Source organism: Actinomyces sp. AC-20-1, assembly GCF_023369555.1.
Taxonomy (GTDB): Bacteria; Actinomycetota; Actinomycetes; order Actinomycetales; family Actinomycetaceae; genus Actinomyces.
This window is the reverse complement of the sequence record NZ_JACJVC010000018.1, coordinates 28,236-54,326: the sequence shown is the minus strand read 5'-3', so window position 1 is coordinate 54,326 and position 26,091 is coordinate 28,236. Positions and strand designations below refer to the sequence as shown.

The following is a 26,091-nucleotide window of genomic DNA, read 5'->3' as shown; positions in this document are numbered from 1 at the left end:
CCACCCCCTTCAACCTCATCCGCCTGACCTCCGTCCTGACCGACGACGCCGAACACGCCCAAGGCCACTAGAACCCACCACCCCCGAACCCCTCACCACGCGCGCCAAACCACCCCACAACCCCAAGAACCTCGAACACAAACCAAGAAGATCGAGAGGGCAAGGGGAGGGGAGAGAAGGCGGAGCGTGCTCAGGGCAGGCGGTAGGTCTCGCCGCCGTCGTCGGTGGCGATGAGCCCGTCGGCGAGCAGGCCCGCCAGGGCCCGTTGAGGCTGGTCCCGGTCCGCGGTGCCGGCCCGGCCGGACGCCTCCCCGCCCCGGGCTCCTGCGAGCGCGGCGGCCCGGAGCAGGACCTCGCGCCCCACCACGGCCCCCACCGGCGCCTCGCGCAGCCGGGCCATGACGAGTCCGCGGGCCTGGCGGTCCGTGCCGTGCCAGGCCTGGGTGCGGCGCCGGGAGGCGTGCTCGTCGGCCGGCTGGCCGGCGGCGAGCCAGGCGCAGCGCTCGCGCCAGGGGCACTGGCCGCAGCGCGGGGCGCGCGCGGTGCACACGAGGGCACCCAGCTCCATGACAGCGGCGGACCAGGCCGAGCCCTCGGCGTCGGAGGCGGGCTGAAGGGCGTCAGCGCGGGCGGTCTCGGCCCGGGTGAGGGTGGGCGGGGCCAGGGCCGTGCCCGCGTGGGCGCGGGCGAGGACCCGGCGCACGTTCGTGTCGAGGGCGAGGGCCCGGCGCCCGTGGGCGAAGGCGAGGACGGCGCCGGCCGTGTAGGGGCCCACCCCCGGCAGGGCGAGGAGGGAGGCGGTGTCCTCGGGCAGGACACCGCCGTGCTGCTCGACGACGGTGCGCGCCATCTCGATGAGGCGCAGGGCCCGGCGCGGGTAGCCCAGGCGCCCCCACACGCGCAGGACCTCGCCGGTGTCGGCACCGGCCAGGGCGGCGGGGTCGGGCCAGCGGCCCAGCCACTCGCGCCAGGCGGGCAGGACGCGCTCGACGGGGGTCTGCTGGCTCATGACCTCGCAGACGAGGACGGCGTAGGGGCTGGTGCCGGACCTGCGCCAGGGCAGGTCGCGGGCGTTCTCGTCGTACCAGTCGATGACCTCGCGGGCCGCCTCGGGCCCGGCGACGCCGGTGACCAGGGCACTCGCCGCCCCGGCAGCGTCCACGGCCCCGCTCACAGCTCGAGGAGCATGCGGGTGTTGCCCAGGGTGTTGGGCTTGGCGCGTGCGAGGTCGAGGAACTCGGCGACGCCGTCGTCGTGGGAGCGGACCATCTCGCTGAAGACGTCGGTGCCCACGGGCGTGCCCTCGATGGGTCTGAAGCCGTGCGCCTGGAAGAAGCCGACCTCGAAGGTGAGGCAGAAGACCCGTCGCAGGCCCAGCGCGCGCGCCTGCTCCACGAGGCGGGTGAGGAGGGCGGAGCCGAGGCGGCGGTGGAGGTGGTCGGGCCGCACGGCGAGGGTGCGGACCTCGGCGATGTCGTCCCACATGACGTGCAGGGCCCCGCAGCCGACCACCTCGTGGGCGCCGGGGGCCGCGCCGTGCTCGCCGCCGTGGCCGGTCTCGGCGACGCTGAACTCCTGGATGTCCTCGAAGTAGCTGATGAGGTCCTTGGCGATGAGGATGCGGCGCTCGGCGTAGGGGCGCACGAGCTCGCTGATGGCGCGGGCGTCGCGCGGCAGGGCGGGGCGCAGGAGGACGCCGCCGTCGAGGGCCCTGACCGCACGGCTGGCGTGGACGGTGGTGGGGGTCATGTCCTGTCCTTCCGGTGGTCCTGCCGGTGGCTGAGCGCCAGGACGGCGCGGGCGGTGGCGCCGTCGATGACGAGGTCGGTGGCGACCCGGGCGCGCAGGGCCGCGAGCGCGGCACGGGCCTTGCCGGTGCCGGCCACGACGCACAGTCTGCGCGGGACGCGGGCGAGCTGGGCGGGCGTGGGGCCGGTGGCCCGGGCGTTGAGGTCGATGTCACGCCAGGTGCCGTCGGCGCGCAGGAGGACGGTGCACACGTCCCCGACGACCTCCTCGCGGCGGGCGACGGCGAGGTCCGCGCGGGTGAGGTGGCCGCCGGAGTAGACCTGGCTGGGCAGCTCCGAGCTGAGCGAGCCGACGCCGAAGACGGCGATGCGGGCGCGCTCGGCGACGGCGAGGACGCGCTTGACGGAGCGCTCGGACCACATGGCCCGGCGGGTGGCGACCTGGTCGAAGAAGGCGGGCACGGGGAAGGCGATGGTCCGTGCTCCCAGGCACTGGCCCATGCGGGACAGGACGTCCCCCGCGCTGGGGCCCTCGCGCAGGGGGTCGGAGGCGCCGTTGAGCTGGACGAGGGTGAGTCCGGGCACGCGCCGGGTGGGCAGGGCGGCGCCGAGCTCTCCCATGGTGGTGCCCCAGGCGACGCCGACGACGAGCCCGCCGTCCGCGTCCGGGGCCGTGTCATGGCCGACGGCGGCCGGCCCGTCGGGGCGGGTGGTACCGGCCTGGGCGGCCTCGGCGTCGATCATCTCGGTGAGGGTGGTGGCGGCGACGGCGGCGACCTGCTGGAGGCGGTGGATCTCGGTGGTGCCCTCGCGCACGTGGACGATGCGGGCGCGCACGCCGTGCTCGTCGAGGAGGTGGCGCTCGAGGCTGCCGGCGGCTCCGGGCTCGCGCAGCTCGATGCGCACGACTCCCTCGTCGCGGGCGCGGGCGAGCAGGCGGGAGACGGTGGAGCGCGAGACGCCCAGGTGGCGGGCGATGACCTCCATGGTCTCGCCCTGCGCGTAGTACATCGAGGCGGCGGTGTAGACGGCGCCGGGGCTCGTGGCGGTGGGGGCGGTGGCGGCCGCGCTCCGTGTGGTGGGCATCGTCCCAGGTCCTCCCCTCCGGTGGTGCACGTTCGTGCATGATGCTTGCTCATCCTCGCACACCCTCGTGATCCTTGAGGAGGACACGTGCCGACACGCCCGGGCACCCCGCGGCGCCTGACCCGAGGAGCAGCCATGAGCACCACCAGCCACACCGACAGCGCCCTGACCACCGCCCAGCGCAGCGCCGCGCTGGAGGCCATGAGCGCGGCGGAGGGACTGGACGTCCTCGTCGTCGGCGGGGGCGTCACCGGCGCCGGCATCGCGGTGGACGCCGCCAGCCGCGGCCTGCGCACGGGCATCGTCGAGATGGGCGACTGGGCGTCGGGCACCTCCTCATGGTCCTCCAAGCTCGTCCACGGCGGTCTGCGCTACCTCTACCAGCTCAACTTCGCCCTCGTGCACGAGTCCCTCACCGAGCGCGGCCGCCTGCTCACCCGCACCGCCCCCCACCTGGTCAAGGCCCAGCCCTTCCTCTGGCCCCTCAAGCACCAGGTCGAGCGCTCCTACTCCGCCGTCGGGATCGGCATGTACGACGCCCTGGCCCTGGCCGGCGCCCGCGGCCACCAGACCGTCCCCGCCCAGAAGCACCTGGGCCGCAAGGGCACCAAGGCCCTGGCCCCCGCCCTGGACACCTCCCGGCTCGCCGGCGCCATCCAGTTCTACGACGCGCGCGTCGACGACGCCCGCCTGGTCATCGACCTCGTGCGCACCGCCGTCGGCCTGGGCGCCCTCGCCGCCAGCCGCACCAAGGTGACCGGCTTCCTGCGCCAGGGCGACAGCGTCACCGGCGCCGTCGTCACCGACCTCGAGACCTGGCGGACGCACGAGGTCCGCGCCCGCCAGGTCATCAACGCCACCGGGGTGTGGACCGAGGACACCCAGGACCTGGCCACCAGTGAGGGCGGCCTCAAGGTCCTCGCCTCCAAGGGCATCCACGTCGTCGTGCCCCGCGAGGCCATCGACGCCGAGACCGGCATCTTCCTGCGCACCGAGAAGTCCGTCCTGTTCATCATCCCGTGGCCGCGCTACTGGGTCATCGGCACCACGGACACCCCGTGGAGCGAGGACGTGGCCAAGCCGGTGGCGACCTCCGCGGACATCGACTACGTCCTGGAGCACGCCAACGCCGTCCTGGAGCGCCCCATCAGCCGCGAGGACGTCATCGGCGTGTACGCCGGGCTGCGCCCGCTGCTGCAGCCCCGCCTGCGCCCCGGGGCCGAGGCCTCCTCCACCAAGGTCTCGCGCGAGCACACGGTCACCCGCATCGTGCCGGGCCTGACGGCCATCGCCGGAGGCAAGCTCACCACCTACCGGGTCATGGCCGCCGACGCCGTCGACCACGCCCTGGGCGAGGCCGGGGCCAAGGCGCACCCCTCCGCCACGGCGGACCTGCCGCTGGTCGGCGCCGCCGGCTACCACGAGGTCGCGGACCGGGCCGGTGACATCGCCCGCGAGCGCGGCTGGACGCTGGCGCGCGTGACCCACCTGCTCGACCGCTACGGCGACGAGCTGCCCGCCCTGCTCGAGACGATCGACGCCGAGCCGGGGCTGGGCGAGCCGCTGGCCGCCGAGCCCGCCTTCCTCAAGGCGGAGGTCGCCTGGGCCGTGACCCACGAGGGCGCCGCCCACCTCGACGACGTGCTCCTGCGGCGCGTGCGCCTGGACATCGAGCGCCGCGACCACGGCCTGGGCGCCGCGGACGAGGTCCTTGAGGTCATGGCCCCGCTGCTCGGCTGGGACGCGGCCGCCGTCGAGGCTGAGAAGGCCGCCTACGCGGCCCGGGTCGAGCAGGTCCTGGCCGCCGAGAAGGAGGCGACCGACGCGGCCGCCGTCGCCCAGGTCGAGGTCGCCATCTGACACACTCGGCACCATCTCGAACCGCCAGCCCGACTCACCGGCCCGCCGGCCGGACTCACACAGGGAGCCCAGACGATGACGTCCCCCAGCCCCACGACGACCACCGGTGCGCACGAGACCGGGGCCGGCAGCGCCGTCGGCACCGACGCAGTCGACCGCGCTGCCGCTCCTGGCCCCCGCTACGTGCTCGCCATCGACCAGGGCACGACCTCCTCGCGCGCGATCCTCTTCGACCACGCCGGCTCGGTCGTCGCCGTCGACCAGGCCGAGCACGACCAGATCCTGCCCCGGGCCGGCTGGGTGGAGCACGACGCCGTGCAGATCTGGGCCAACGTGCGCGCCGTCGTCGCCGGGGTCCTGTCGAAGGCGGAGGTCAACCGCCATGAGATCGCCGCCGTGGGCCTGACGAACCAGCGTGAGAGCGCCGTCGTGTGGGACCGCCGCACGGGCGAGCCCGTCCACCACGTCATCGTCTGGCAGGACACGCGCACGCAGGCCATCTGCGACCGCCTGGCGGCCGCCTCCCCACGTGCCGCCCAGGCCCCGGACGGCGTGCACGACTACGACCGCTACAAGGACCGGGTGGGCCTGGGGCTGGCGACCTACTTCGCGGGCCCGAAGGTCGCCTGGGTCCTGGAGAACGTCGAGGGCGCGCGCGAGCGGGCCGAGGCCGGGGACCTGCTCATGGGCACGATGGACTCGTGGGTCCTGTGGAACCTCACGGGCGGCGTCAACGGCGGCGTGCACGCCACGGACGTCACCAACGCCTCGCGCACGATGCTCATGAACATCGACACCCTCGACTGGAACGAGGAGATCTGCGCGGACATGGGCATCCCGCTGTCCATGCTGCCCGAGATCCGCCCCTCGGCCACGGTCTACGGGCACGGCCGGCGCAACGGCCTGCTGGTGGACACGCCGGTCGCCGGGATCCTGGGCGACCAGCAGGCGGCGACCTTCGGGCAGGCCTGCTTCGAGAGGGGGCAGGCGAAGAACACCTACGGCACGGGCTGCTTCATGCTCATGAACACGGGCACCGAGCCGGTGCGCAGCGACAACGGCCTGCTCACCACCGTCGCCTACCAGATCGAGGGCGAGGCGCCCGTGTACGCCCTGGAGGGCTCCATCGCGGTGGCGGGCTCGCTCGTGCAGTGGCTGCGTGACAACCTCGGCATCATCACCGACTCGCGCCAGGTCGAGGAGCTGGCCCGCAGCGTCGAGGACAACGGCGGCGCCTACTTCGTGCCGGCCTTCTCGGGGCTCTTCGCCCCGCACTGGCGGCCCGACGCGCGCGGGGTGCTCGTGGGGCTGACCCGCTTCGTCAACAAGGCGCACATCGCGCGCGCCGTCGAGGAGGCCACCGCCTTCCAGGCCCGCGAGGTGCTGGAGGCGATGAACCGCGACGCCGCGGCCACGGGCTCGCGCCTGACCGAGCTCAAGGTCGACGGCGGCATGACCCGCGACGAGCTGCTCATGCAGTTCCAGGCGGACCAGGTGGGTGTGCCGGTGGTGCGCCCGCGCGTGGCGGAGACGACGGCGCTGGGCGCGGCCTACGCGGCGGGCATCGCGGTGGGCTTCTGGTCGGGAACCCAGGACGTCGTCGACAACTGGGCGGAGGGCCGGCGCTGGGAGCCGCGGATGCCCGAGGCCGAGCGCGAGCGCCTGTTCCGCAACTGGCGCAAGGCGGTCGAGCGCACCCTGGACTGGGTGGACGAGGACGTCATCGAGTAGACCGGGTAGTCCGGGCAGACCGGGCGGAGCCATCCAGGCCGCCATCAGGGCAGCCGCCCGGGCGGGCCGCCCCGTTCCCGGGCCCCGCGGCGGGGCCCGGGAACGGGATCAGGACAGGGAGAGGAACAGCCTCTCCAGGCGCTTGACGTCCACGCCCTCGCCGGAGGGCTCGTCCGCGTAGCAGGTGCGCAGCCCGGTCGCGATGATGGCGAAGCCGGCGCGGTCCACGGCCTTGGACACAGCGGCGACCTGCGTGACCACGGCCTCGCAGTCGCGCCCCTCCTCGAGCATGCGGATGACGCCGTCGAGCTGGCCGCGGGCGCGCTTGAGGCGCGTGATGGTGGGGCGCAGCTCCTCGGGGTCGAGCTCGACGGCCATCAGCGCACCTGCCCGGGCTCGGGGCCGGTGACGCCGGCGCCGTGGACGGCGGACCAGGTGCGCCAGCCGCCGTCGAGGTTGCGCACCTCGCGCCCGTGCTGGAGCAGCAGGCGCGCGGCGACGTGACCGCGCAGGCCCACCTGGCAGGAGACGATGAGCGGGCCGTCGGGGAGCTCGTCCAGGTGCTCGCGCATGCCGTCGACGCTGATGTTGACGGCGCCGGGGATGTGGCCCCGCTCGTACTCGGCGGCGCTGCGCACGTCCACGACGCTCGCCCCGGCGGCGACGGCCTCGTCGAGCTCGTGCCACTGGATCGTGGGGGTCAGGCCGGACAGCGTGTTGTCCGCGACGAGCCCGAGCATCGTCACCGGGTCCTTGGCCGAGCCGAAGGGCGGGGCGTAGGTGGTCTCGAGGTCGGCGAGGTCGGGGGCCGTCAGGCCCGCGCGGATCGCGGTGGAGATGACGTCGATGCGCTTGTCGACGCCGGAGGGGCCCACGCCCTGGGCGCCGAGGACGCGTCCCGTGCCGGCCTCGGCGACGAGCTTGAGGCTCATCGACTGGGCGCCGGGGTAGTAGCCGGCGTGGTCGGAGGGGTGGACGTGGACGACGGCGACGTCCAGGCCCGCGGCGCGCGCCCGCTTCTCGCTCCACCCGGTCATGGCGACCTGCAGGCCGAGGACGCCGACGATGGCGGTGGCGATGGTGGGCACGGAGCGCGCCGGGCGGCCGACGATCGAGTCGGCGACGACCCTGCCGTGGCGGTTGGCGGTCTGGGCGAGGGCGACGAGGGCCGGGGCGCCGTCGATGGCACCGGCCTTGACGGCGGCGTCGCCCGCGGCCCAGATGGCGGGGTCGCTCGTGCGCTGCTCGGCGTCGACGACGATGCCGCCGCGGTCGTCGACCTCGAGCCCGGCCTCGCGGGCGAGCGTGGAGTCGGGGCGGACCCCGACGGCGACGACGGCGACGTCGGCGGGCACGCTGGTGCCGTCGGTGAGCAGCGCCTCGCGCTCGGTGAGGGAGGCGACGGACACGCCGGTGCGGACCTCGATGCCGGCCTGGGCGAGGCGGGCGGCGACGGGGGCGGCCATCTCCTCGTCCAGCGGGGGCAGGACGTGGTCGGCCAGCTCGACGACGGTGACGGCCAGGCCCCGGTGGTGGAGGTTCTCGGCGGTCTCGATGCCGATGAAGCCGGCCCCCAGGACGAGGGCGGAGCGGGCGGGGGCGCCGTCGGGGCCGCCGGTGGCCACGGCGGCGGCCAGGGCGTCGGCGTCGGCGACGTCGCGCAGGGTCAGGGCGCGCTCGACGCCGGGGACCGGGGGGACGAAGGGGCGGGCGCCGGGGGCCAGGACGAGGGCGTCGTAGGCCAGCTCCTCCTCACCGGTGGTGCCGTCGGGGGCGGTGGTGCGCACGTGGACGGTGCGGGCCCGGCGGTCGACGCTCAGGGCCTCGGTGCGCACGCGCACGTCGATACCGAAGCGCTCGCGCAGGGAGGCGGGGGTCTGGAGGAGGAGGTCGTCGCGGTCCTCGATGACGCCGCCGACGTAGTACGGCAGGCCGCAGTTGGCGAAGGAGACGTGCTCGCCGCGCTCGAGGACGGTGATGCTCGCGCGCTCGTCGAGGCGGCGCAGGCGGGTGGCGGCGCTCATGCCGGCGGCGACGCCGCCGACGACGATGACCCGGCGGGCGGGGGTCGGGCTGGTCATGGGTCAGCGGCCTCCGAGCAGGCGGGAGAGGAAGCCTCCGGCGGGGGCGGCGCCCGGCTTGGGGGCGCTGCGGTCGCAGGTGCACCACTGGGAGGCGGGGACGGAGGCCTTGACGGCGTCGACGTGCTGGCCGCAGCCGGCCCAGGTGGTCTTGCCGCAGGTCTTGCAGGTCACGGGACGGCACATGGGAGGGTCCTTTCTCTCGGTGCCCCTCGGAGTCTGGCAGGCCGGCTCTGGCAGCCGGCGCAGGCTCCCCTCGGGGTGTCGGAACGCGAGGATTCTATACCCCCGGGGGTATAGAATCCAGTCCTGGTCACCACGACCTCCTCGTCATGTTCGTGCACGGCCGCCCGAGGTGCCAGAATCAGCCCGACCCAGCCGGGGACATCGACAACGACGTCCCGCTCCCGACCCTGGAAGTGAATCACGTGAGTCCCACCGCCCTGAGCGCCCTCGTGCCGCTCGCCTTCACCCCCTCGACCACCGCCGTCGGCGGCAACGTCTTCCTCTCCGCGGTCGTCGGGCTGCTGCCCCTCATCGTGTTCTTCGTCCTCATGGGCGTGTTCAAGGTCAAGACGCACTGGTGCTCGCTCATCGCGCTCGTCCTGTCGGTGCTCATCGCCGCGGCCGCCTTCCACATGCCGGTGGGCATGAGCCTGCTGTCCGCCACCCAGGGCGCCACCATGGGCCTGATGCCGATCGTCTACATCATCGTGGCGGCCGTCTGGCTCTACAACCTCACCGAGACCTCCGGCCGCGCCGAGGACCTCAAGTCCGTCTTCGACCTCATCGGCAAGGGCGACCAGCGGGCCCAGGCCCTCATCATCGCCTGGTGCTTCTCCGGCCTGCTCGAGGGCCTCGCCGGCTTCGGCGCCCCCGTCGCCATCACCTGCGCCATGCTCCTGTCCCTCGGGATGCCCAAGGTCAAGGCCGCCGTCACCGCCATGGTCGCCAACGGCATCAACGTCGGCTTCGGCGCCATGGCGATCCCGACGACGACCGCCGGCCGCCTGGGCGGCGAGGACCCCGTCGCCGTCGCCGCCGTCATGGGCCGTATGACCGCGATCATCGCCGTCCTCGTCCCGCTCGTCGTCCTGTTCATCATCGACGGGATGCGCGGCGTCAAGCAGCTGTGGCCGCTCGCCCTCGTCGGCGGCGCCGCCATGGCCGTCGGCCACTTCGTCGTCTCCCAGGTCTCCTACGAGCTCACGGCCGTCTCGGCCGCCCTGCTCTCCCTCGTCGCCTGCACGCTCTTCCTGGCCGTGTGGACCCCCCGGACCCCCGAGGACGCCCGCACGAGCGTCAACGAGACGGACCGTCCCGACGCCGGCCGCATCAGCCTGGCGCTGCTCCCCTACGTCCTCGTCGTCGTCATCATCGCGACCACCAAGCTCGTCGCCCCCCTGTCCGCCTTCCTGTCCTCCACGGACGTCAAGATCCCCTGGCCCGGCATCTACGGCAACCTGCTCACGCCCACGGGCGAGCCCGCGAGCTCGGCGGTCTACACCCTGCAGGTCCTGTCCAACCCGGGCACGTGGATCTTCGTCACCGGGCTGGTCGTCGCCGTCGTCTACGGCCTGGTCTCCTCCGGCGGCCGCTTCCCGACCTCCGTCCCCCAGATGCTCATGGTCCTGCCGCGCACGATCTACAACCTGCGGCTGTCGATCCTCACCATCGTCCTGGTGATGTCACTGGCCTACGTCATGAACTTCTCGGGCCAGACCACCGCCGTCGGCGCCGCCCTGGCGTCCACGGGCGCGGCCTTCGCCTTCATCTCGCCGACGCTGGGCTGGCTGGGCACGGCGGTCGCCGGCTCGGCGACCTCGGCGGGCGCCCTCTTCGCCAACCTCCAGGCGACCGCCGCGGCCGGCGCCCACCTGGACCCGCAGGTGCTCCTGGCCGCCAACACGGCCGGCGGCGGCCTGGGCAAGCTCGTCTCCCCGCAGAACCTGGCGGTGGCGACCTCCGCCCTCGACGCCCCCGGCAAGGACGCGGAGATCCTCAAGAAGGTCGCGCCCTACTCGATCGGCCTGCTCCTGCTGCTGTGCACCATCACCTTCCTGGCCTCCTCGGGGGTGCTCAGCTTCTACATGCCCTGAGCCCTCGGACCACGGCGGCCCCGGAGCGGCACCCGGCGCGAGCCGCACCGGCCCGTCCCGCACACGCGGGCGGGCCGGTTCGCGTCCACGGGCCGCTCGCCGTCGGGCCGCCTGCCGGCTCCTGCCTCGCCGTCGGGACCGTCCACCACGGAGCACCGCCGGCAAAACCTCAGCCACTGTTTGCGCAATAGCCCCCACCCACGGGCCCAGCAGGCTCCGGCAGCGCACCCGCAGCCCTGTCGCGACACACCGACTTTTCCCCGCCGCACCGGCGTTTCGACATGCGAGACGACGCGGGTGGTCGCGCACGGGCCAGGACCTCCGTCACACGCTCTTAACCTGGGTCCGCCCCGTCAACGACGTCGTGGAGGAAGGACCCCACCCGTGCGAATCGCACTGTTCGCGACATGTCTCGCAGACGCCATGTTCACCCAGGCCGCTCAAGCGACCGTCAGCATCCTCGAGCGCCTGGGGCACGAGGTCGTGTTCCCCGAGAGCCAGGTCTGCTGCGGCCAGATGCACGCCAACACCGGCTACTTCGACCAGGCCGCCGAGATCACCCGCAACCACGTGAGGACCTTCGAGCCCGTCCTCGACCACCAGTGGGACGCCATCGTCGTCCCCTCCGGCTCCTGCGCCGGGGCCGCCCGCCACGAGCAGCGCATCGTCGCCGACCACGTCGGGGACACCGCCCTGGCCAAGCAGGTCGACCGCATCGGCGCCCACACCTACGACCTGTCCGAGCTGCTTGTCGACGTCCTCGGGCTCACCGACGTCGGCGCCTACTTCCCCCACACGGTCACCTACCACCCCACCTGCCACTCGGTGCGCGTCGCCCACGTCGGCGACCGCCCCTACCGGCTCCTGCAGGCCGTCGAGGGACTGACCCTCATCGACCTGCCCGAGAAGGAGGTCTGCTGCGGCTTCGGCGGCACCTTCTCGGTCAAGAACCCCGAGGTCTCCACCGCCATGGTCTCCCAGAAGGCCGCGAACGTCATGTCCACCCGGGCCGAGGTGCTGTGCACCGGCGACTACTCCTGCATGATGAACATCGGCGGAGCCCTCTCCCGCGTCCAGTCCGGCGTGCGCGTCATGCACCTCGCCGAGATCCTCGCCTCCACCAAGGAGGCCCCCTTCCAGGGCAACATCTCCTTCGCCCCCGCTAGCGCCCAGGTGGTGTCACGATGACGCAGACAGACCTCCCCCGCACCGCCGCGGAGCCCACCTTCCTGGGCATGCCCGACGCCCCGGCCGCCCACACCGGAGGGTGGCGCACCACCGTCGACATCCCCGAGGACGCCCTGCGCTGGGGCCCCACCTTCCGTGAGGGCGCCCAGAAGACCCTCGCCAACACGCAGATGCGCCGCAACCTCGGCCACGCCACACGCACGATCCGTAACAAGCGGCAGATGCGCGTGGACGAGATGCCGGACTGGGAGGCCCTGCGCGACGCCGCCGAGGCCGTCAAGTTCGAGGTCGCCTCCCGCCTGCCCGAGCTGCTCGAGCAGTTCGAGGCCAATGTCACCGCCCACGGCGGCATCGTCCACTGGGCGCGCGACGCCGCCGAGGCCAACAAGATCGTCACCGAGATCCTGCGCTCCAAGGGCTGCGACGACGTCGTCAAGGTCAAGTCCATGGCCACCCAGGAGACGAACCTCAACGAGCACCTGAAGTCCGAGGGCATCACCGCCCACGAGACCGACCTCGCCGAGATGATCGTCCAGCTCGCCGACGACATGCCCTCCCACATCGTCGTGCCCGCCATCCACCGCAACCGCTCCGAGGTGCGCGGTATCTTCCTCGACCGCATGGACGACGCCCCCGCGGACCTGTCCGACACCCCCGAGGAGCTGGCCGGGGCCGCCCGCGCCCACCTGCGCAAGAAGTTCCTGCACGCCCCCGTCGCCATCTCCGGCACCAACATGGGCATCGCGGAGACCGGTACCGTCTCGATCTTCGAGTCCGAGGGCAACGGCCGCATGTGCCTGACCCTGCCGGACACGCTCATCACCCTCATGGGCATCGAGAAGCTCGTCCCCCGCTACCAGGACGCCGAGATCTTCGCCCAGCTCCTGCCGCGCTCGGCCACCGGCGAGCGCATGAACCCCTACACCTCCATGTGGACCGGTGTCACCCCCGGCGACGGCCCTCAGGAGTTCCACCTCATCCTCATGGACAACGGACGCACCAAGGTCCTGTCGGACGCCATCGGGCGCCAGGCCCTAGCCTGCATCCGCTGCGGCTCCTGCATGAACATCTGCCCCGTCTACCAGCACACCTCCGGCCACGCCTACGGCTCGGTCTACCCCGGCCCCATCGGCGCGATCCTCACCCCGCAGCTGACCCAGGGGCTCGCCGACGACGACCCGGTCCACACCCTGCCCTTCGCCTCCTCCCTGTGCGGGGCCTGCGGCGAGGTCTGCCCCGTCAAGATCGACATCCCGACGATCCTCATCCACCTGCGCGCCCGCTCCGTGGACATCAAGCGCCGCGCGGTGCCGGACATCTGGGACCTGGCGATGGGGGTGACCGGCCCGGCGATGAGCAACAGCAAGGTCTGGAACCTCGTCGACCAGGGGGCCAAGGCCACCCGCCTGCTCGGCGGCAAGAAGGGCCGCATCGGCCACATGCCGGTGCCCGTCGTCGAGGGGTGGACCAGCTCGCGCGACGTGCCCGTCACGCCCAAGGAGTCCTTCCGCGAGTGGTGGAAGCGCACCCACCCGGACTCGGACGCCAGCGCGCCGCGCACGGACGCCCCCGTCATGGGCATCCCGCTCGCCGGCCCGCACGGCATGACCACCCGCACCAACGACGATGAGGAGGCCTGAGCATGGACGCCAAGACCGCCATCCTCGCCCGCGCCCGCGACGCCATCTCCCGCTCGCAGCAGGGGCGTCCCGTCCGCGAGATCCCGCGCGACTACATCCGCCAGGGCGAGCACGCCCCCGGCTCGGACCCGGTGGTCGCGGACATGGTCGAGAAGCTCGAGGACTACTCCGCCAAGGTCGTCGAGGCCCGTGAGGAGGCCCAGGTCGCCGACGCGATCGACGCCTTCCTCGTGGACCAGGGCGCGCGCAGCGTCGTCGTGCCCGCCGGCCTGCCCGAGGCCTACAAGGAGGCCGCCGCCCGCGGGGGCCGCACCATGCGCGAGGACTCCCGAGAGGAGCCGGTCCCCACGCTCGAGCTCAACGAGATCGACGCCGTCGTCACCTGCTCGCGGGTGTCCATCTCCCTGTCCGGCACGATCTGCCTCGACGGCGAGCCGGACCAGGGGCGCCGGGCCATCACGCTGGTGCCGGACACGCACGTCGTCGTCATCGAGCGCGGCATGATCATGCCGACGGTCCCCCAGGCCGTGGACGTGCTGGGCCAGCACCCGACCCGCCCGACGACGTGGATCGCCGGCGGCTCGGCCACCAGCGACATCGAGCTCGTGCGCGTCAACGGCGTGCACGGCCCGCGCAACCTGCGCGTCGTCATCGCGCACTGACACGCACACGGCGCCGGTCCGATGGAGACAGGGGTCCCCACCGGACCGGCGCCGTGTCTGGGCCCGGCTGCTCCGGCGGCGCCCCTCAGACGGCAGGATGGGGCCATGACCGCCGCCGACGCCGCTCCCACGCCCCACACCAGCCACACACCCGCTGAGCAGCCCGGCTCCGCCGCGTCGGGCGCCCGCGCACGCCGGGAGGCCCTCGTCGCCCGCCTGCGCCAGCACGGCGAGGCAGAGGTGGCCGCGCTGCCGGCGCTGTTCGGGGTGTCCGTGGAGACGATCCGCCGCGACCTGCGCCAGCTGGAGTCGACCGGCCGCATCATCCGCTCCTACGGGCGGGTCACGGCCGCCGAGTCCGCCGCATACGAGACCAGCCAGTCCTTCCGGTCCACCTACCAGGCCGAGGAGAAGGCGCGCATCGCCCGCGCGGCCGCCGCCTTCCTGGAGGACGCCGAGACGGTCTTCCTCGACGAGGGCAACCAGCCGCTGCTCGTAGGTCGCGCCCTGCCCGCCGACCGCGACCTCACGGTGGTGACCGCCTCCCTGCCGGTGGCGGTCGAGCTCGCGAAGCGGCCGCGCTACACCGTCATCTGCGTCGGCGGCCGAGTGCGGCCGACCACGCTCGGCGCCGTCGACCACTGGGCCACCGCCATGCTGGGGCGCATGGAGCCGGACCTGGCCTTCATCGGCGCCAACGGCGTCACCGACGATGGCTGGATGACCACTCCGGACCCGGCCGTGGCCGCGGTCAAGGAGACTGCGCTGGCCGTCGCCCGCAGGGCGGTGTTCGTCGGCAGCCACATGAAGTTCGGGCACTCGACCTTCGTCCGCTTCGCGCACGTGCGCGCCGTCGAACGGATCATCACCGGCAGGGAGCTGCGGTCGGCGACCGCGCGGCGACTGAGCGCCATGGGACCGCAGGTCGAGCGCGTGTGAGCGGGGCCCGGGCCCCGAGCGTCCCCGGCGTCGACACGGCCACAACGGTCACCGCCGCCCCCACCAGCGGGCGCCCCGGGCACCGTCCGGTCACCCGCGAGCACCTCATGTCAACGACATGTCAGCGTCAACGCACCACCACAACGGTCCACCGAGGGCGGTCAACCGGGCACCGTCGCGGTCACTCTGCGAGCACACACTGGGGTCACCGGCGAAGGTCGCCGGCTCCGAAGAACGATCGAAGGTGATCGTGCACTATGCCCAGCTCCAACAGGCTCGTCGCAGCCATCCAGAGGACTGGATTCCCCACCAACCTCGCCGTCGGATTCCTGGCGGTGATCATCTTCGTCATCGGCGACGGCATCGAGGCCGTGTGGATCACGAACTACCTGTCCAGTGACGCGGTCGGCTTCGCCGTCTCCCAGGCGTCGATGATCGTCACCTCCTACGGCATCGTCGTGGCCGTGGCCGCCTTCCTGTCCGGAGCCCTGTGCGACGCCATCGGCTGCCGCCGGGTCATGCTCATCGGTCTCATCTCGTTCCTCACGTGCGACGCGCTGTTCATCACCGTCGGCCTGCCCAGCCACAACCTGCCCCTGCTGCTCCTGTCCTACGGGCTGCGCGGGTTCGGCTACCCGATGTTCGCCTACGGGTTCCTCACCTGGACGATGATGGTGACGCCACCCGCCCGCCAGTCGTCCGTCTCCGGGTGGTTCTGGTTCGCCTTCAGCTTCGGCATGCAGCTGATCGGCTCCTACCTGTCCAGCCTGCTGCTGCCCCACATCGGCCACATCGCCACCCTCTGGCTGGGCTGGGCCCTGGCCGCCGTCGGCGGCACCACCGGCATGCTGTTCCTGCGGCGGCACCCGTCCTCCGCCCAGACCCGCGGCAAGTCGGTGCTGGAGTCCGTCGGCTCGGCGGTGTCCGTGCTGTGGCGCTACCCCAAGGTGTCCGTGGGCGGCGTCGTCAAGGTCATCAACCTGTCGGGCCAGTACGGTATGCAGGCCTACTACGTCGTCTACCTGCACCGCGTGTTCGGCATGCCCGAGTCCCTGGCGATCCTGGAGTTCTCGATCTTCGGCTTCGTGGCGGTCCTCAGCGACGTCTTCTGGGGCGTGGTCGGCGACAAGATCGGCTGGCGCAACACGCTGCAGTGGTTCGCCACGCCCATCACCGCAGCGGCCCTGGTCTACATCTACCTCATCCCGCTCATCGCGGGCCCGAGCTTCCTGCTCATCGCCCTGGGCACCTCCGCCGTCGGCATCGGTCTGAGCGCCCACGTGCCCACCACACCGCTCATCACCGCCCACGCCCACGGCGAGACCGGCAACGCACTGGCCATCCTCAACCTCGGTGCGGGCCTGGGGGCCTTCGTCGGCCCCGCCGTCGTCACCCTCCTCATGGGCGATGAGACCACCGCCGAGGGGTACCTGTGGGTCGCCATGGCGCTGGCCGGGCTCTACGTCATCTCCTTCCTCCTGTGCTTCGCCCTCAAGCTGCCCGGCAACGCCCGCATTCTCGACACCTCGGCCGACGCCGCCGGATCCCGGGAGGAGACCGTCACCGCCTGACCAGCCCTCGCGCCTGCCGCACCGAGACACGGACACCAACCACGCACCGCCCCCTCAGGACAAGGACTCCAACACCATGACCACCTCCCTCGCCGCCTCCCCGCTCGCCCCCACCTACGACCGCTCCGCCGTCACCACCGGCATCGTCCACATGGGCGTGGGCGGCTTCCACCGCGCCCACCAGGCCATGTACCTCGACCGGCTCATGCGCGCGGGCAAGGCCCTGGAATGGGGGATCTGCGGGGTGGGCCTGCTGCCCCAGGACGCCGCCATGCGCGACGCCCTCACCGGCCAGGACCACCTGTACTCCCTCACCCTCAAGCACCCCGACGGCCGGCGCGAGCACACCGTCATCGGCTCGATCCACGACTACCGCTTCGCCCCCGAGGACCGTCCGGGCGTCCTCGAGGTCCTCACGGCGCCGGCCACACGGATCGTCTCGCTCACGGTCACCGAGGGCGGCTACAACATCGACGACGCCACCGGCGCCTTCGACACCGCCGCCCCAGGCGCCGTGCACGACGCCGAGCACCCGCACGAGCCCGAGACCGCCTTCGGCTACCTCGTCGAGGCGCTGCGCCTGCGCCGCGAGGCGGGAACGGTCCCCTTCACGGTCATGAGCTGCGACAACCTGCCGGGCAACGGGCGCGCGGCGCGCACCGCCGTCGTCACCCAGGCGCGTATGAGCGACCCCGGGCTCGCCGAGTGGATCGAGACGCAGGTCGCCTTCCCCAGCTCGATGGTCGACCGCATCACCCCGCGCACCACCCCCGAGGAGGTGGAGCAGATCGCGGCCGAGCTCGGGGTCCGAGACGCCTGGCCGGTGGTGGCCGAGCCCTTCACCCAGTGGGTCCTGGAAGACCACTTCTGCGCCGGGCGCCCGCCCCTGGAGGAGGTCGGCGTCCAGCTCGTCGAGGACGTCGTGCCCTACGAGCTCATGAAGCTGCGCCTGCTCAACGCCTCCCACCAGTGGCTGGGCCACTGGGGCCGACTGCTGGGCATGACCTACGCGCACGAGGCCGCCGCGGACGCGGACATCGCCGCCGTCACCCGCGCCTTCCTCGCCCGGGAGGCACAGCCCTGCCTGCTGCCGGTCGCGGGCATCGACCTGGACGACTACGTCGACACGCTCTTCGAGCGGTTCACGAACACGGCCGTCGCGGACACGCTGGCACGCCTGACCTTCTTCGCCCCCTCGGGGATGCCGAAGTTCGTCCTGGGCACGGTCCGCGACAACCTCACGCACGGCGGGCCCATCCGTCTGGCTGCGGCCCTGTGCGCAGCCTGGTCGCTGGGCGTCCTCGGCGTCGACGAGCAGGGCGGTGAGATCGAGCAGGTGGATGACCTGCGCCCGCTGGCCCAGGCCCAGGAGACGGCAGACCCGCTGGCCTTCATCAGCAACACGGCGGTCTTCGGCGACCTCGCCGAGGACGAGCGCTTCCGCACGACCTACCTGGAGGAGCTGCGCCTGCTGCGCGAGCAGGGGGCCCGGGCGAGGATGAGGGACCTCGTCACAGGGTGACACCGCGGGCCGGCGCTCTCGTAGGCTGGGTCCCCGTGAGCGCCCGCGTCATCCTCCTCACCGACCCGTCCGGCTCCGGCAAGACCTCCCCGCTGCGCCGCATCGGGGCCAGGCGTCTCAACCTCGACGAGTTCTACAGCGACGGCACCGAGCCGGGCATGCCCCTGCTCGACGGCGAGGTCTCCGGCCCGCAGGGCGTGCGACCGGATGAGGCCATGAGCCGCATCGACTGGGACCACCCGGCCTCCTGGGACGCCGAGCGCGCCATGGCGGCGATCCGCGAGCTGTGCGCCGCCGGAGGCACCCGGGTGCCCGTCTACTCGCTGCCGGACAACGCGACCCGCGGGCACCGGGACCTCGACATCGGCCAGGCCCCGGTCTTCGTCGCCGAGGAGATCTTCGCCTCCGAGCTCGTCGAGCGCTGCCGGGCCGAGGGCCTGATCGCCGAGGCGCTCGTGCTGCGCCGCCCGCGGGCTCAGACCTGGTGGTTCCGTCTGCGCCGGGACCTGTCCGAGCACCGCAAGCCGCTGCCGGTGCTGCTCACGCGAGGCCTGCGGCTGGCCCGCTCGGAGCGGGAGAGGATCGACCGCTGGGTGGCGCAGGGCTGCCGCCCGGTCTCGCGCCGCGAGCGCGAGGCGCTCACCACCCGGCTCATCGCCTCGCCCGGGGTACCGGAGCCCCGTGCCGACGGGGCCGCCTGAGCGGGATCGGGCCGGACGGCCCTGCCGGCCCCGACGCTGGCCCTCGACACCGTGCGGTCGCACGCTCATGACACCCAGGCCCCGTCGGCGATCCAGGTTTTTCGTTGGTATTCCACGGTTTGCGCACTGGCGCCAAAACTGGCTGGCATGCTCCCCTGTGCGTGCGTGACACCCACGCACACGGGAGCCGCGAGCCTTTGAGCGAGCCCGCGCGAGAACCGCAGAATCATGCGGATCGTGCGCGTCTCCTCGTCACATGAGCGTGCAACCCGCCGAGGGCTGCGCCAACCGTGCGGCGCCCCGGCGGACTCGGTAGCCAGGCCGACTCGGGCCTCACCCCATACACCATTTTGCAGTTAGGTATGCCTGACCTTAGTCTCAGGGCGGACATCCGGCCCGCACCCGTGCGGCGCCGGCTCGCTCCAGCACTGTCCGTCAACAACGAAGTTGGTCACTACATGGTCAAGCGCCAGGTCCCCAACCCATCCGAGATCTTCGAGCTTCTCCACTTCACGACACCCGACCTCAATGCCCGCCGCCGCCGTCTCGCAGCCGCTCAGACCATCTGGGACCTGCGCACCATCGCCAAGCGCCGCACCCCCGCCGCCGCCTTCGACTACACCGACGGCGCGGCCGAGGGCGAGATCTCACTGCGACGCGCCCGCCAGGCCTTCCGCGACGTGGAGCTCCACCCCGACATCCTCAGGCCGGCGGTCGACATCGACACCTCCTGCCAGATCCTCGGCGACCCCTCGGCCATGCCCTTCGGCATCGCCCCCACCGGGTTCACGCGCCTGATGCAGACCGAGGGGGAGGTGGCCGGGGCGGGCGCCGCCGGGGCCGCCGGCATCCCCTTCACCCTCTCGACCCTGGGCACCACCTCCCTCGAGAACGTGCGCGCCGCCAACCCTCACGGCCGCAACTGGTTCCAGCTCTACGTCATGCGCCAGCGCGAGATCTCCTACGGACTGGTCAAGCGCGCGGCGGCCGCCGGCTTCGACACCCTCATGTTCACGGTGGACACCCCCGTGGCCGGGGCCCGTCTGCGGGACAAGCGCAACGGCTTCTCCATCCCGCCCCAGATCACGGCGGGCACCGTCCTCAACGCCATCCCCCGGCCCTGGTGGTGGTTCGACTTCCTCACCACACCCAAGCTCGAGTTCGCCTCGCTCAGCTCGACGGGCGGCACCGTGGGCGAGCTGCTCGACTCCGCCATGGACCCCACCATCAGCTACGAGGACCTGGAGGTCATCCGGGGGATGTGGGACGGCAACATCGTCATCAAGGGCGTCCAGAACATCCCCGACGCCAAACGGCTGCTGGACCTGGGCGTGGACGGCATCATCCTGTCCAACCACGGCGGACGCCAGCTCGACCGGGCCCCGGTGCCCTTCCGCCTGCTGCCCGACCTGGTGCGCGAGGTCGGCTCCGACGCCACGGTCATGATCGACACCGGGATCATGAACGGCGCCGACATCGTGGCCGCGACGGCGCTGGGCGCCAAGTTCTCGCTCATCGGACGCGCCTACCTCTACGGGCTCATGGCCGGTGGCCGCGAGGGCGTGGACCGGACCATCGCGATCCTGCGCGAGGAGCTCGTGCGCACCATGAAGCTCCTGGGCGTCTCCAGCCTTGAGGAGCTCGAGCCGCGCCACGTCACCCAGCTCACCCGCCTGGTGCCGGTGCGAGCGCAGGTCAAGGCGGCGGCGGACGCCGTCTCGCGCTAGCCGCGCTCCGGCGCGACCGCGAGCACGCCACCACCGCACGCGCGCGCCCTCCCGCGCAGCACTCCGGTCTTCCGTGCTGTCGCGGGCACCGAGGCCGCGGGCGTGTCCCGGCACCGGCCTCGGCACCGACGGGTGCCGAGGCCGGTTGTCCGTCCCGGGCGCAGGACGGGTCCCGACCCTCAAGGACCACGACCATCTGTACACACAGGGTATACTACGAATGTATACTCGGGCTGTGGACACGCGACTCACACTCCTCGGCCTGCTGGGCACCGGCCCCGGCCACGGATACGACCTCAAGACCAGCTGGGACCGCTGGTTCGCCCAGACCAAGCCCCTGGCCTTCGGCCAGGTCTACGCCTCCCTAGCGCGCCTCCTTCGCGACGGCCTCATCGAGCTCGCCGGCGCCGAGCCCGGAGCAGGCCCCGAGCGCAAGCGCTACGCGATCACCCCGCAGGGCCGCGCCGCCGTCGAGGAGTGGATCACCACCCCGGAGGTCCCCTCCGACTCCATCCAGGCGGACCTGTTCGCCAAGACCGTCATCGCCCTGCTGCTCGACGACGACGCCGAGCACCTCCTCGACCTGCAGCGCACCACCCACACCGCCCGCATGCGCGAGATCACCCGGCGCAAGGACGGCGCCGACCTGCGCACCACCCTTCTGGCCGACCACGCCCTCTACCACCTCGAGGCGGACCTGCGCTGGATCGACCTGACCGCCGCCCGCCTGGCCGAGCTGCGCACGGAGGTCCTCGCATGAGCACCGACCGCAGCACGCCAGCACCCGCCACCCCCACGGCACCGGCGACCAGACGACCCGACCTCGTCATGAGCGCCCGCGGGCTCGACCTGTCCTTCGGCACCACCCACGCCCTGCGCGGCATCGACCTGGACATCGCCGCGGGCCGGTCCCTGGCCGTGACCGGCCCGTCGGGCTCCGGCAAGTCCACCCTCATGCACGTGCTCGCAGGGGTCCTCGTGCCGGACTCCGGGACCGTCCTCTACGACGGTCAGGACATCACCCGCCTGGACGAGACCGCTCGCTCCCGCCTGCGCCTGGCCGCCTTCGGCTTCGTCTTCCAGTTCGGCCAGCTCCTGCCGGACCTCAGCGCCCTCGACAACGTCACCATCCCCCTGCTGCTGAGCGAGGTCCCGCGCGCCACGGCGCTCAGGCGGGCCCGCGCCCGCCTGGCCGAGCTCGGCCTGGAAGGACACGAGCACAAGCGGCCCACCCAGCTCTCCGGCGGCCAGGCGCAGCGGGTCGCCGTCGCCCGCGCCCTGGTCACCGAGCCGAGGGCCCTCTTCGCCGACGAGCCCACCGGGGCACTGGACTCCCTGTCCGCCGAGCACACGATGCGCACCCTACTGTCCGCCACTCGCGCCGTCGGCGCCGCCCTGGTGGTCGTCACCCACGACGCGCGCACCGCCGCATACTGCGACCGCGAGGTCATCGTGCGCGACGGCCGTCTCAGCGGCGCCCCCGGCACGCTGGACGCCCCCGGCACGACCCCGCCGGCAGGGGGCGAGCGCCCATGAGCAGCCTCGCGCTCGCCCACCTCATCGTCGCCGGGGACGCCTCGGCCCGACGCCGGCTGGTCGGCGTGGTCGCCGGCGTCACACTCGGCACCGCCCTGCTGCTCATGATCCTGGCCGCCTCCCAGTCCGTCGGCGTGCGCGCCGAGCGCTCCACCTGGCACGAGCTCATCACCACCGCCCCCACCTACCTCGAGCCGGGCACCGAGCTCTCCCCCGACCAGGCCGCCGCCGTCTCCGCCTCAGACCACTACGGCGACCGCACGATCTCCGTGCTCACCATCGCCACCGCCCCGGGCACCACCGTGCGCGTGCCCGGCTCCGACGTCGTCCCCGGCCCCGGCGAGTACCTGGCCTCCCCCGCGCTCACCCGCCTCATCGCCGCGTCCCCCGCGGACCAGCTCGGCGAGCGCTACGGCACCCAGGTCGGCACCATCTCCGACGACGCCCTCGAGGGGCCCGACTCCCTCGTCCTGGTCCGGGGCGCCGAGCAGGCCGCCGTCGAGCGCACCGACTCCTCCAACGGGCCCCAGCTGGTCACCGGCTTCGCCGGCTACGACTACCAGTCGCAGACCTACCGCGTCGTCGCCGTCGTCGGCGCCGTCGCCATCCTCGTGCCGGTCCTGCTGCTCATCGGCATCATCACCGACCTCGGCGCCGCCCAGCGCGCCGAGCGCTTCGCCACCCTCAGGCTCATCGGAGCCGCGCCGGGACGCGTTGCCGCCATCGCCGCCGCCGAGACCGCCGCCACCTCCCTCCTGGGCTCCGTCGCCGGCACCGCCCTGTACCTGGCACTCATCCCGCTGGCGGCGCGCGTGAGGATCGGCTCCTCCACCTTCTTCCCCTCCGACCTGCTCACCAGCCCGGCGACGGTGGCGGGCACGGTCCTCGCCACCGTCGCCTGCTCGACGGCGGTCGCCTGGTGGCGCACCCGCCGAGCCGACCTCGGGCCCCTCGGGGGCAGCCGCGAGCGCAGCGAGCGCCGGCCCCGCACCGTCGGCCTCCTGCCGCTCGTGCTGGGGGTGATCGGGATGGCGGCCTCACGGGAGATGGTGGACTCCGAGGTCCCCGCCACCCTGGTCCTGCTCACCATCGTCTCCTCGGTCGCCCTCACGATGGTGGGCCTGCTGCTCGCTGGCCCCCTGCTCACCTCCTGGGCGGCCCGGGCCGGTCAGCGCCGCGCCCGCACCAGCGCCCAGGTCATCGCCCTGGCGCGCGTGGCCCAGCACCCGCGCAGCGCCTTCCGCTCCGTCGGCGGGCTGGTGGCCGCCCTCTACGCCGTCACCCTGTTCGCCGTCGGGATCACGGCCGCCTCCGGCGTCCTCAGGCTCGACGAGGGACCCGGCCACCTGCGGACGACGACGCTCGCGGCCACCGCCGACCTGCCCGCCCCCGCGGCCGCGGAGAGCGCCCGCAGCACCCTGGAGCAGGTCGAGGGCGTGAGCACCGTGGCGGTCGCGACCCTGGCCTTCCCCCAGGACGGCGAGGACGAGACGGAGGCGACGCAGGCGCTCGGCACGCAGGCGCGGCTGGTCCTGCCCGTGGAGCAGGCCCGCGCCCTGGGCGCCCAGGACGCCGGGTCGGCCACCGGCTGGGTGTCGGTCTCCGTCCTGTGGCTGACCACCGACGCGGCCGACCCCCGGCCAACGAGCCCGCCCGAGAGCCCGGGTGCCGCCGTCGTGCTGGTCGCCACCGACGGCACCACGGCGGCGGTGGAGCGGGCCCGCACGGCCCTGACCACCTCGGGCCTGCCGCTGACCACCTTCCCCACCACCCGCGCCGACGTCGTGACCCTCACCGCGGCGGCCACGGAGAACCAGTTCGCGGCACTGGGCTACATCGGGATCCTCATCGCCACAGGGGTCTCGGCGGTGTCGCTGTCGGTGGCCTCGGTGGCCTCCGTGCTGGACCGGCGCCGGGTCCTGTCTCTGCTGCGCCTGGTCGGCATGCCGCGTAAGGCGCTACGCCGCACCATCGCCTGGGAGAGCCTGCTGCCGCTGTCCACGGTCCTGGGGCTGTCGGTCGCCGTCGGCGCCTACACGGCGTGGGCGCTGGTCACCGGGCTGTCCGCCCGTGAGGTCGGCTGGCCGGGCGGCTCCTACTACGCGGTGGTCGGTGCGTGCCTGGTGCTCGTGGGGGCCGCGGTGACGGCCAGTGCCCGGGCCGGGGAGCGGATGGTGTCCGGCAGCACGGTGCGCTTCGAGTAGCCGGGCGCGCCCGCAGACGGCGGCCCGGGAGGCGGGCCGAGGGGCGGGCCGGGGCGCCTCCGCCCCGGCCGGCGGCTTCAGGAGCGCTTGACGAGCGGGAAGGTGATCGTCTCGCGGATGCCCTGGCCGGTCAGGGCCATGAGGAGGCGGTCGATGCCCATGCCCATGCCGCCGCAGGGCGGGAAGCCCTGCTCCATCGCGACGAGGAAGTCCTCGTCCACGACCATGGCCTCGGGGTCCCCGTTGGCGGCGGCCAACGACTGGGCGACGAAGCGCTCGCGCTGGACCACCGGGTCGGCCAGCTCGGAGTAGGCGGTGCCCAGCTCGAAGCCGCGCACGTACAGGTCCCACTTCTCGGTCAGGCCGGGGCGCGAGCGGTGGTAGCGGGTGAGCGGGGAGGTGTCCTCCGGGAAGTCGTAGACGAAGGTCGGGGCCCACAGCCGGTCCCCCACGGTGACCTCGAAGATGTCCTCGACGATCTTGCCGGCCACCGCGTAGTCGTCCACCTCGAGCTCGAGCCGCTCGGCGATCCTCACGAGGGTCTCGCGCGGGGTGTCGACGGTGATCTCCTCGCCGACCGCCTCGGAGACGCAGGTGTAGAGGTCGATCTTGTCCCACTCGCCCGACAGGTCGTACTCGGTGCCGTCCGCCAGGGTGACGACCTCCTCGCCCTCGGCGAGGCCGAAGGCGTCGCGGGCGGCCTGCTGGACGAGGTCGCGGGTCAGCTCCGCCATGCCGTTGTAGTCGGAGTAGGCCTCGTAGGCCTCCAGGGCGGCGAACTCCGGGGAGTGGGAGGAGTCGGCGCCCTCGTTGCGGAAGTTGCGGTTGATCTCGAAGACCCGGTCCACGCCTCCGACGACGGCCCGCTTGAGGTAGATCTCGGTGGCGATGCGCAGGTAGAGGTCCATGTCGTACGCGTTCATGTGCGTGACGAAGGGGCGCGCGGCGGCACCGCCGTGGATGACCTGGAGCATCGGGGTCTCGAGCTCGAGGTAGTCGCGGCGGTGGAAGCTCTCGCGGATGGAGCGCACGACGGCGGAGCGGGTGCGCACCATGTCGCGGGCGGCGGGGCGCGTGAGCAGGTCGAGCTCGCGGCGGCGCACGCGGTTGTCCTCGGAGAGGGTGACGGACTCGCCGGCCTCGTTGGTCCACGTCTTGGGCAGGGGGCGCAGGGCCTTGGAGGCGATCCGCCAGGCGGGGGTGGCGACGGCCTCGTCCCCGAGCCCGGGCAGGGCCTCGGGGTCCGTCCCGTCCACGAGGGCGGTCTCGGCGAAGACGCTCAGCTCGCCGCGGCGCGAGGCGCCGACGTGCCCGTGGACGAAGAGGTGGTCGCCCAGGTCGACGTCGGACTTGAAGGAGGCCAGGCTCGTGTGCCCGTGGCCGGGCAGGTTCTTGGCGGAGACCATCGCCTGCAGGGTGGCGCCGGCGCCGTCCTGCAGGGTGACGAAGCACAGCTTGCCGGTGTTGCGCAGGAAGACGACGCGTCCGGCGACGCCGACGACGTCCTCGGTCTCCACACCGGCCTCAAGCCCCTCGTGGCGCCGGCGCACCGCGGCGATGGTGGTGGTGACGGGCAGCTGGACCGGGTAGGGCTCCCAGCCCTCGGCCTTGAGCCTCTCGCGCTTGGCGGCGCGGACCTCGAACTGCTCGCCGGGACCCGGCTCCGCCTTGGGCTGCTTCCTGGACTGCTCCGCGGTGGTGGTGGTGGGGACAGCGGGCTCGGCGGCGGGGTTCTGGTTCTCGTCACTCACGCGCGCGAGTGTACCGGCACAGCCGCGCCCTCCCCGCCGGGCGGC

General features: G+C 73.0%; 21 protein-coding genes. 14 read left to right on the top strand and 7 right to left on the bottom strand.

All coding sequences use genetic code 11. The features are described 5' to 3' along the window. Nucleotides 1–190: 190 nt before the first annotated feature. Genes H6X67_RS09875 through H6X67_RS09865 form a run of 3 tightly spaced genes read right to left on the bottom strand, consistent with a single transcriptional unit; the run spans nucleotide 191 to nucleotide 2,834 of the window. Nucleotides 191–1,174, bottom strand: coding sequence for an iron-sulfur binding domain-containing protein (locus H6X67_RS09875; RefSeq protein ID WP_396121356.1), 984 nt, complete (start codon nucleotides 1,172–1,174; stop codon nucleotides 191–193). After that, a complete protein-coding gene (locus tag H6X67_RS09870) occupies nucleotides 1,171–1,749 on the bottom strand; it encodes an amino-acid N-acetyltransferase (RefSeq protein ID WP_249369552.1) in 579 nt (192 codons plus the stop codon). The genes H6X67_RS09875 and H6X67_RS09870 overlap by 4 nt, the downstream gene beginning before the upstream one ends. Further along, complete coding sequence (locus tag H6X67_RS09865) at nucleotides 1,746–2,834, bottom strand: sugar-binding transcriptional regulator (protein ID WP_249369554.1); 1,089 nt, start codon at nucleotides 2,832–2,834, stop codon at nucleotides 1,746–1,748. Before H6X67_RS09865 ends, H6X67_RS09870 begins: the two co-directional genes overlap by 4 nt. Nucleotides 2,835–2,969: 135 nt before the next feature. Between H6X67_RS09865 and H6X67_RS09860 the strand changes: the two genes are divergently transcribed. After that, nucleotides 2,970–4,694, top strand: coding sequence for a glycerol-3-phosphate dehydrogenase/oxidase (locus H6X67_RS09860; RefSeq protein WP_249369556.1), 1,725 nt, complete (start codon nucleotides 2,970–2,972; stop codon nucleotides 4,692–4,694). A 75-nt stretch (nucleotides 4,695–4,769) separates the two neighbouring features. Continuing rightward, nucleotides 4,770–6,425 (top strand): glycerol kinase GlpK, encoded by a 1,656-nt coding sequence (glpK, locus tag H6X67_RS09855; RefSeq protein WP_249369558.1) that lies wholly within the window; start codon nucleotides 4,770–4,772, stop codon nucleotides 6,423–6,425. A 108-nt stretch (nucleotides 6,426–6,533) separates the two neighbouring features. Here glpK and H6X67_RS09850 read toward each other — a convergent pair whose 3' ends face one another. From H6X67_RS09850 to H6X67_RS09840, 3 genes are read right to left on the bottom strand one after another with little or no spacing between them, the layout of a single operon-like run. Then, complete coding sequence (locus H6X67_RS09850; protein WP_249369560.1) at nucleotides 6,534–6,803, bottom strand: metal-sensitive transcriptional regulator; 270 nt, start codon at nucleotides 6,801–6,803, stop codon at nucleotides 6,534–6,536. Continuing rightward, complete coding sequence (locus tag H6X67_RS09845; RefSeq protein ID WP_249435517.1) at nucleotides 6,803–8,506, bottom strand: FAD-dependent oxidoreductase; 1,704 nt, start codon at nucleotides 8,504–8,506, stop codon at nucleotides 6,803–6,805. The genes H6X67_RS09850 and H6X67_RS09845 overlap by 1 nt, the downstream gene beginning before the upstream one ends. Nucleotides 8,507–8,509: 3 nt before the next feature. Then, nucleotides 8,510–8,692, bottom strand: coding sequence for a DUF8730 family Cys-rich protein (locus H6X67_RS09840; protein ID WP_249368709.1), 183 nt, complete (start codon nucleotides 8,690–8,692; stop codon nucleotides 8,510–8,512). 242 nt (nucleotides 8,693–8,934) lie between these two features. Here H6X67_RS09840 and H6X67_RS09835 point away from each other — a divergent pair, with 242 nt between their 5' ends. The 12 genes from H6X67_RS09835 to H6X67_RS09780 all read left to right on the top strand — a co-directional run bounded on the left by H6X67_RS09835 (nucleotide 8,935) and on the right by H6X67_RS09780 (nucleotide 24,295). Further along, nucleotides 8,935–10,605, top strand: a complete 1,671-nt coding sequence (locus H6X67_RS09835; RefSeq protein WP_249368710.1) for an L-lactate permease — start codon at nucleotides 8,935–8,937, stop codon at nucleotides 10,603–10,605. Nucleotides 10,606–10,989: 384 nt separating this feature from the next. Further along, nucleotides 10,990–11,793 carry a (Fe-S)-binding protein gene (locus H6X67_RS09830; protein WP_249368711.1) on the top strand — a complete coding sequence of 268 codons (804 nt, stop codon included), beginning with the start codon at nucleotides 10,990–10,992 and terminating at the stop codon, nucleotides 11,791–11,793. Beyond that, a complete protein-coding gene (locus tag H6X67_RS09825) occupies nucleotides 11,790–13,433 on the top strand; it encodes a LutB/LldF family L-lactate oxidation iron-sulfur protein (protein ID WP_249368712.1) in 1,644 nt (547 codons plus the stop codon). The genes H6X67_RS09830 and H6X67_RS09825 overlap by 4 nt, the downstream gene beginning before the upstream one ends. 2 nt (nucleotides 13,434–13,435) lie before the next feature. Further along, complete coding sequence (locus H6X67_RS09820) at nucleotides 13,436–14,095, top strand: LutC/YkgG family protein (RefSeq protein ID WP_249368713.1); 660 nt, start codon at nucleotides 13,436–13,438, stop codon at nucleotides 14,093–14,095. Between the two features lie 105 nt (nucleotides 14,096–14,200). Then, a complete protein-coding gene (locus tag H6X67_RS09815; protein ID WP_249368714.1) occupies nucleotides 14,201–15,034 on the top strand; it encodes a DeoR/GlpR family DNA-binding transcription regulator in 834 nt (277 codons plus the stop codon). 257 nt (nucleotides 15,035–15,291) lie between these two features. Continuing rightward, nucleotides 15,292–16,605, top strand: coding sequence for an RbtT/DalT/CsbX family MFS transporter (locus H6X67_RS09810; protein ID WP_249368715.1), 1,314 nt, complete (start codon nucleotides 15,292–15,294; stop codon nucleotides 16,603–16,605). A gap of 76 nt (nucleotides 16,606–16,681) precedes the next feature. Further along, complete coding sequence (locus tag H6X67_RS09805; protein ID WP_249368716.1) at nucleotides 16,682–18,127, top strand: mannitol dehydrogenase family protein; 1,446 nt, start codon at nucleotides 16,682–16,684, stop codon at nucleotides 18,125–18,127. A 35-nt stretch (nucleotides 18,128–18,162) separates the two neighbouring features. Then, the gene (locus H6X67_RS09800; protein ID WP_249368717.1) at nucleotides 18,163–18,828 is read left to right on the top strand and encodes an ATP-binding protein; all 666 of its coding nucleotides are present in this window, start codon (nucleotides 18,163–18,165) and stop codon (nucleotides 18,826–18,828) included. 458 nt (nucleotides 18,829–19,286) lie between these two features. Continuing rightward, a complete protein-coding gene (locus tag H6X67_RS09795; protein WP_249368724.1) occupies nucleotides 19,287–20,555 on the top strand; it encodes an alpha-hydroxy acid oxidase in 1,269 nt (422 codons plus the stop codon). Nucleotides 20,556–20,790: 235 nt separating this feature from the next. Continuing rightward, entirely contained in the window at nucleotides 20,791–21,315 is a 525-nt protein-coding gene (locus tag H6X67_RS09790) for a PadR family transcriptional regulator (protein WP_249368718.1), read from the top strand. Further along, the gene (locus H6X67_RS09785) at nucleotides 21,312–22,091 is read left to right on the top strand and encodes an ABC transporter ATP-binding protein (RefSeq protein ID WP_396121336.1); all 780 of its coding nucleotides are present in this window, start codon (nucleotides 21,312–21,314) and stop codon (nucleotides 22,089–22,091) included. Before H6X67_RS09790 ends, H6X67_RS09785 begins: the two co-directional genes overlap by 4 nt. Then, nucleotides 22,088–24,295, top strand: coding sequence for an FtsX-like permease family protein (locus H6X67_RS09780; protein ID WP_249368719.1), 2,208 nt, complete (start codon nucleotides 22,088–22,090; stop codon nucleotides 24,293–24,295). The genes H6X67_RS09785 and H6X67_RS09780 overlap by 4 nt, the downstream gene beginning before the upstream one ends. A 77-nt stretch (nucleotides 24,296–24,372) precedes the next feature. On the opposite strand, the gene H6X67_RS09775 is transcribed toward H6X67_RS09780, so the two are convergent. Next, complete coding sequence (locus tag H6X67_RS09775; RefSeq protein ID WP_249368720.1) at nucleotides 24,373–26,046, bottom strand: lysine--tRNA ligase; 1,674 nt, start codon at nucleotides 26,044–26,046, stop codon at nucleotides 24,373–24,375. Nucleotides 26,047–26,091: the final 45 nt, after the last annotated feature.

Coding starts and splice junctions, on each gene's coding strand:
- H6X67_RS09870 (WP_249369552.1), bottom strand. CDS start 1,749: ATGACCCCCACCACCGTCCACGCCAGCCGTGCGGTCAGGGCCCTCGAC.
- H6X67_RS09865 (WP_249369554.1), bottom strand. CDS start 2,834: ATGCCCACCACACGGAGCGCGGCCGCCACCGCCCCCACCGCCACGAGC.
- H6X67_RS09860 (WP_249369556.1), top strand. CDS start 2,970: ATGAGCACCACCAGCCACACCGACAGCGCCCTGACCACCGCCCAGCGC.
- glpK (WP_249369558.1), top strand. CDS start 4,770: ATGACGTCCCCCAGCCCCACGACGACCACCGGTGCGCACGAGACCGGG.
- H6X67_RS09850 (WP_249369560.1), bottom strand. CDS start 6,803: ATGGCCGTCGAGCTCGACCCCGAGGAGCTGCGCCCCACCATCACGCGC.
- H6X67_RS09845 (WP_249435517.1), bottom strand. CDS start 8,506: ATGACCAGCCCGACCCCCGCCCGCCGGGTCATCGTCGTCGGCGGCGTC.
- H6X67_RS09840 (WP_249368709.1), bottom strand. CDS start 8,692: ATGTGCCGTCCCGTGACCTGCAAGACCTGCGGCAAGACCACCTGGGCC.
- H6X67_RS09825 (WP_249368712.1), top strand. CDS start 11,790: ATGACGCAGACAGACCTCCCCCGCACCGCCGCGGAGCCCACCTTCCTG.
- H6X67_RS09820 (WP_249368713.1), top strand. CDS start 13,436: ATGGACGCCAAGACCGCCATCCTCGCCCGCGCCCGCGACGCCATCTCC.
- H6X67_RS09815 (WP_249368714.1), top strand. CDS start 14,201: ATGACCGCCGCCGACGCCGCTCCCACGCCCCACACCAGCCACACACCC.
- H6X67_RS09810 (WP_249368715.1), top strand. CDS start 15,292: ATGCCCAGCTCCAACAGGCTCGTCGCAGCCATCCAGAGGACTGGATTC.
- H6X67_RS09805 (WP_249368716.1), top strand. CDS start 16,682: ATGACCACCTCCCTCGCCGCCTCCCCGCTCGCCCCCACCTACGACCGC.
- H6X67_RS09795 (WP_249368724.1), top strand. CDS start 19,287: ATGGTCAAGCGCCAGGTCCCCAACCCATCCGAGATCTTCGAGCTTCTC.
- H6X67_RS09785 (WP_396121336.1), top strand. CDS start 21,312: ATGAGCACCGACCGCAGCACGCCAGCACCCGCCACCCCCACGGCACCG.
- H6X67_RS09780 (WP_249368719.1), top strand. CDS start 22,088: ATGAGCAGCCTCGCGCTCGCCCACCTCATCGTCGCCGGGGACGCCTCG.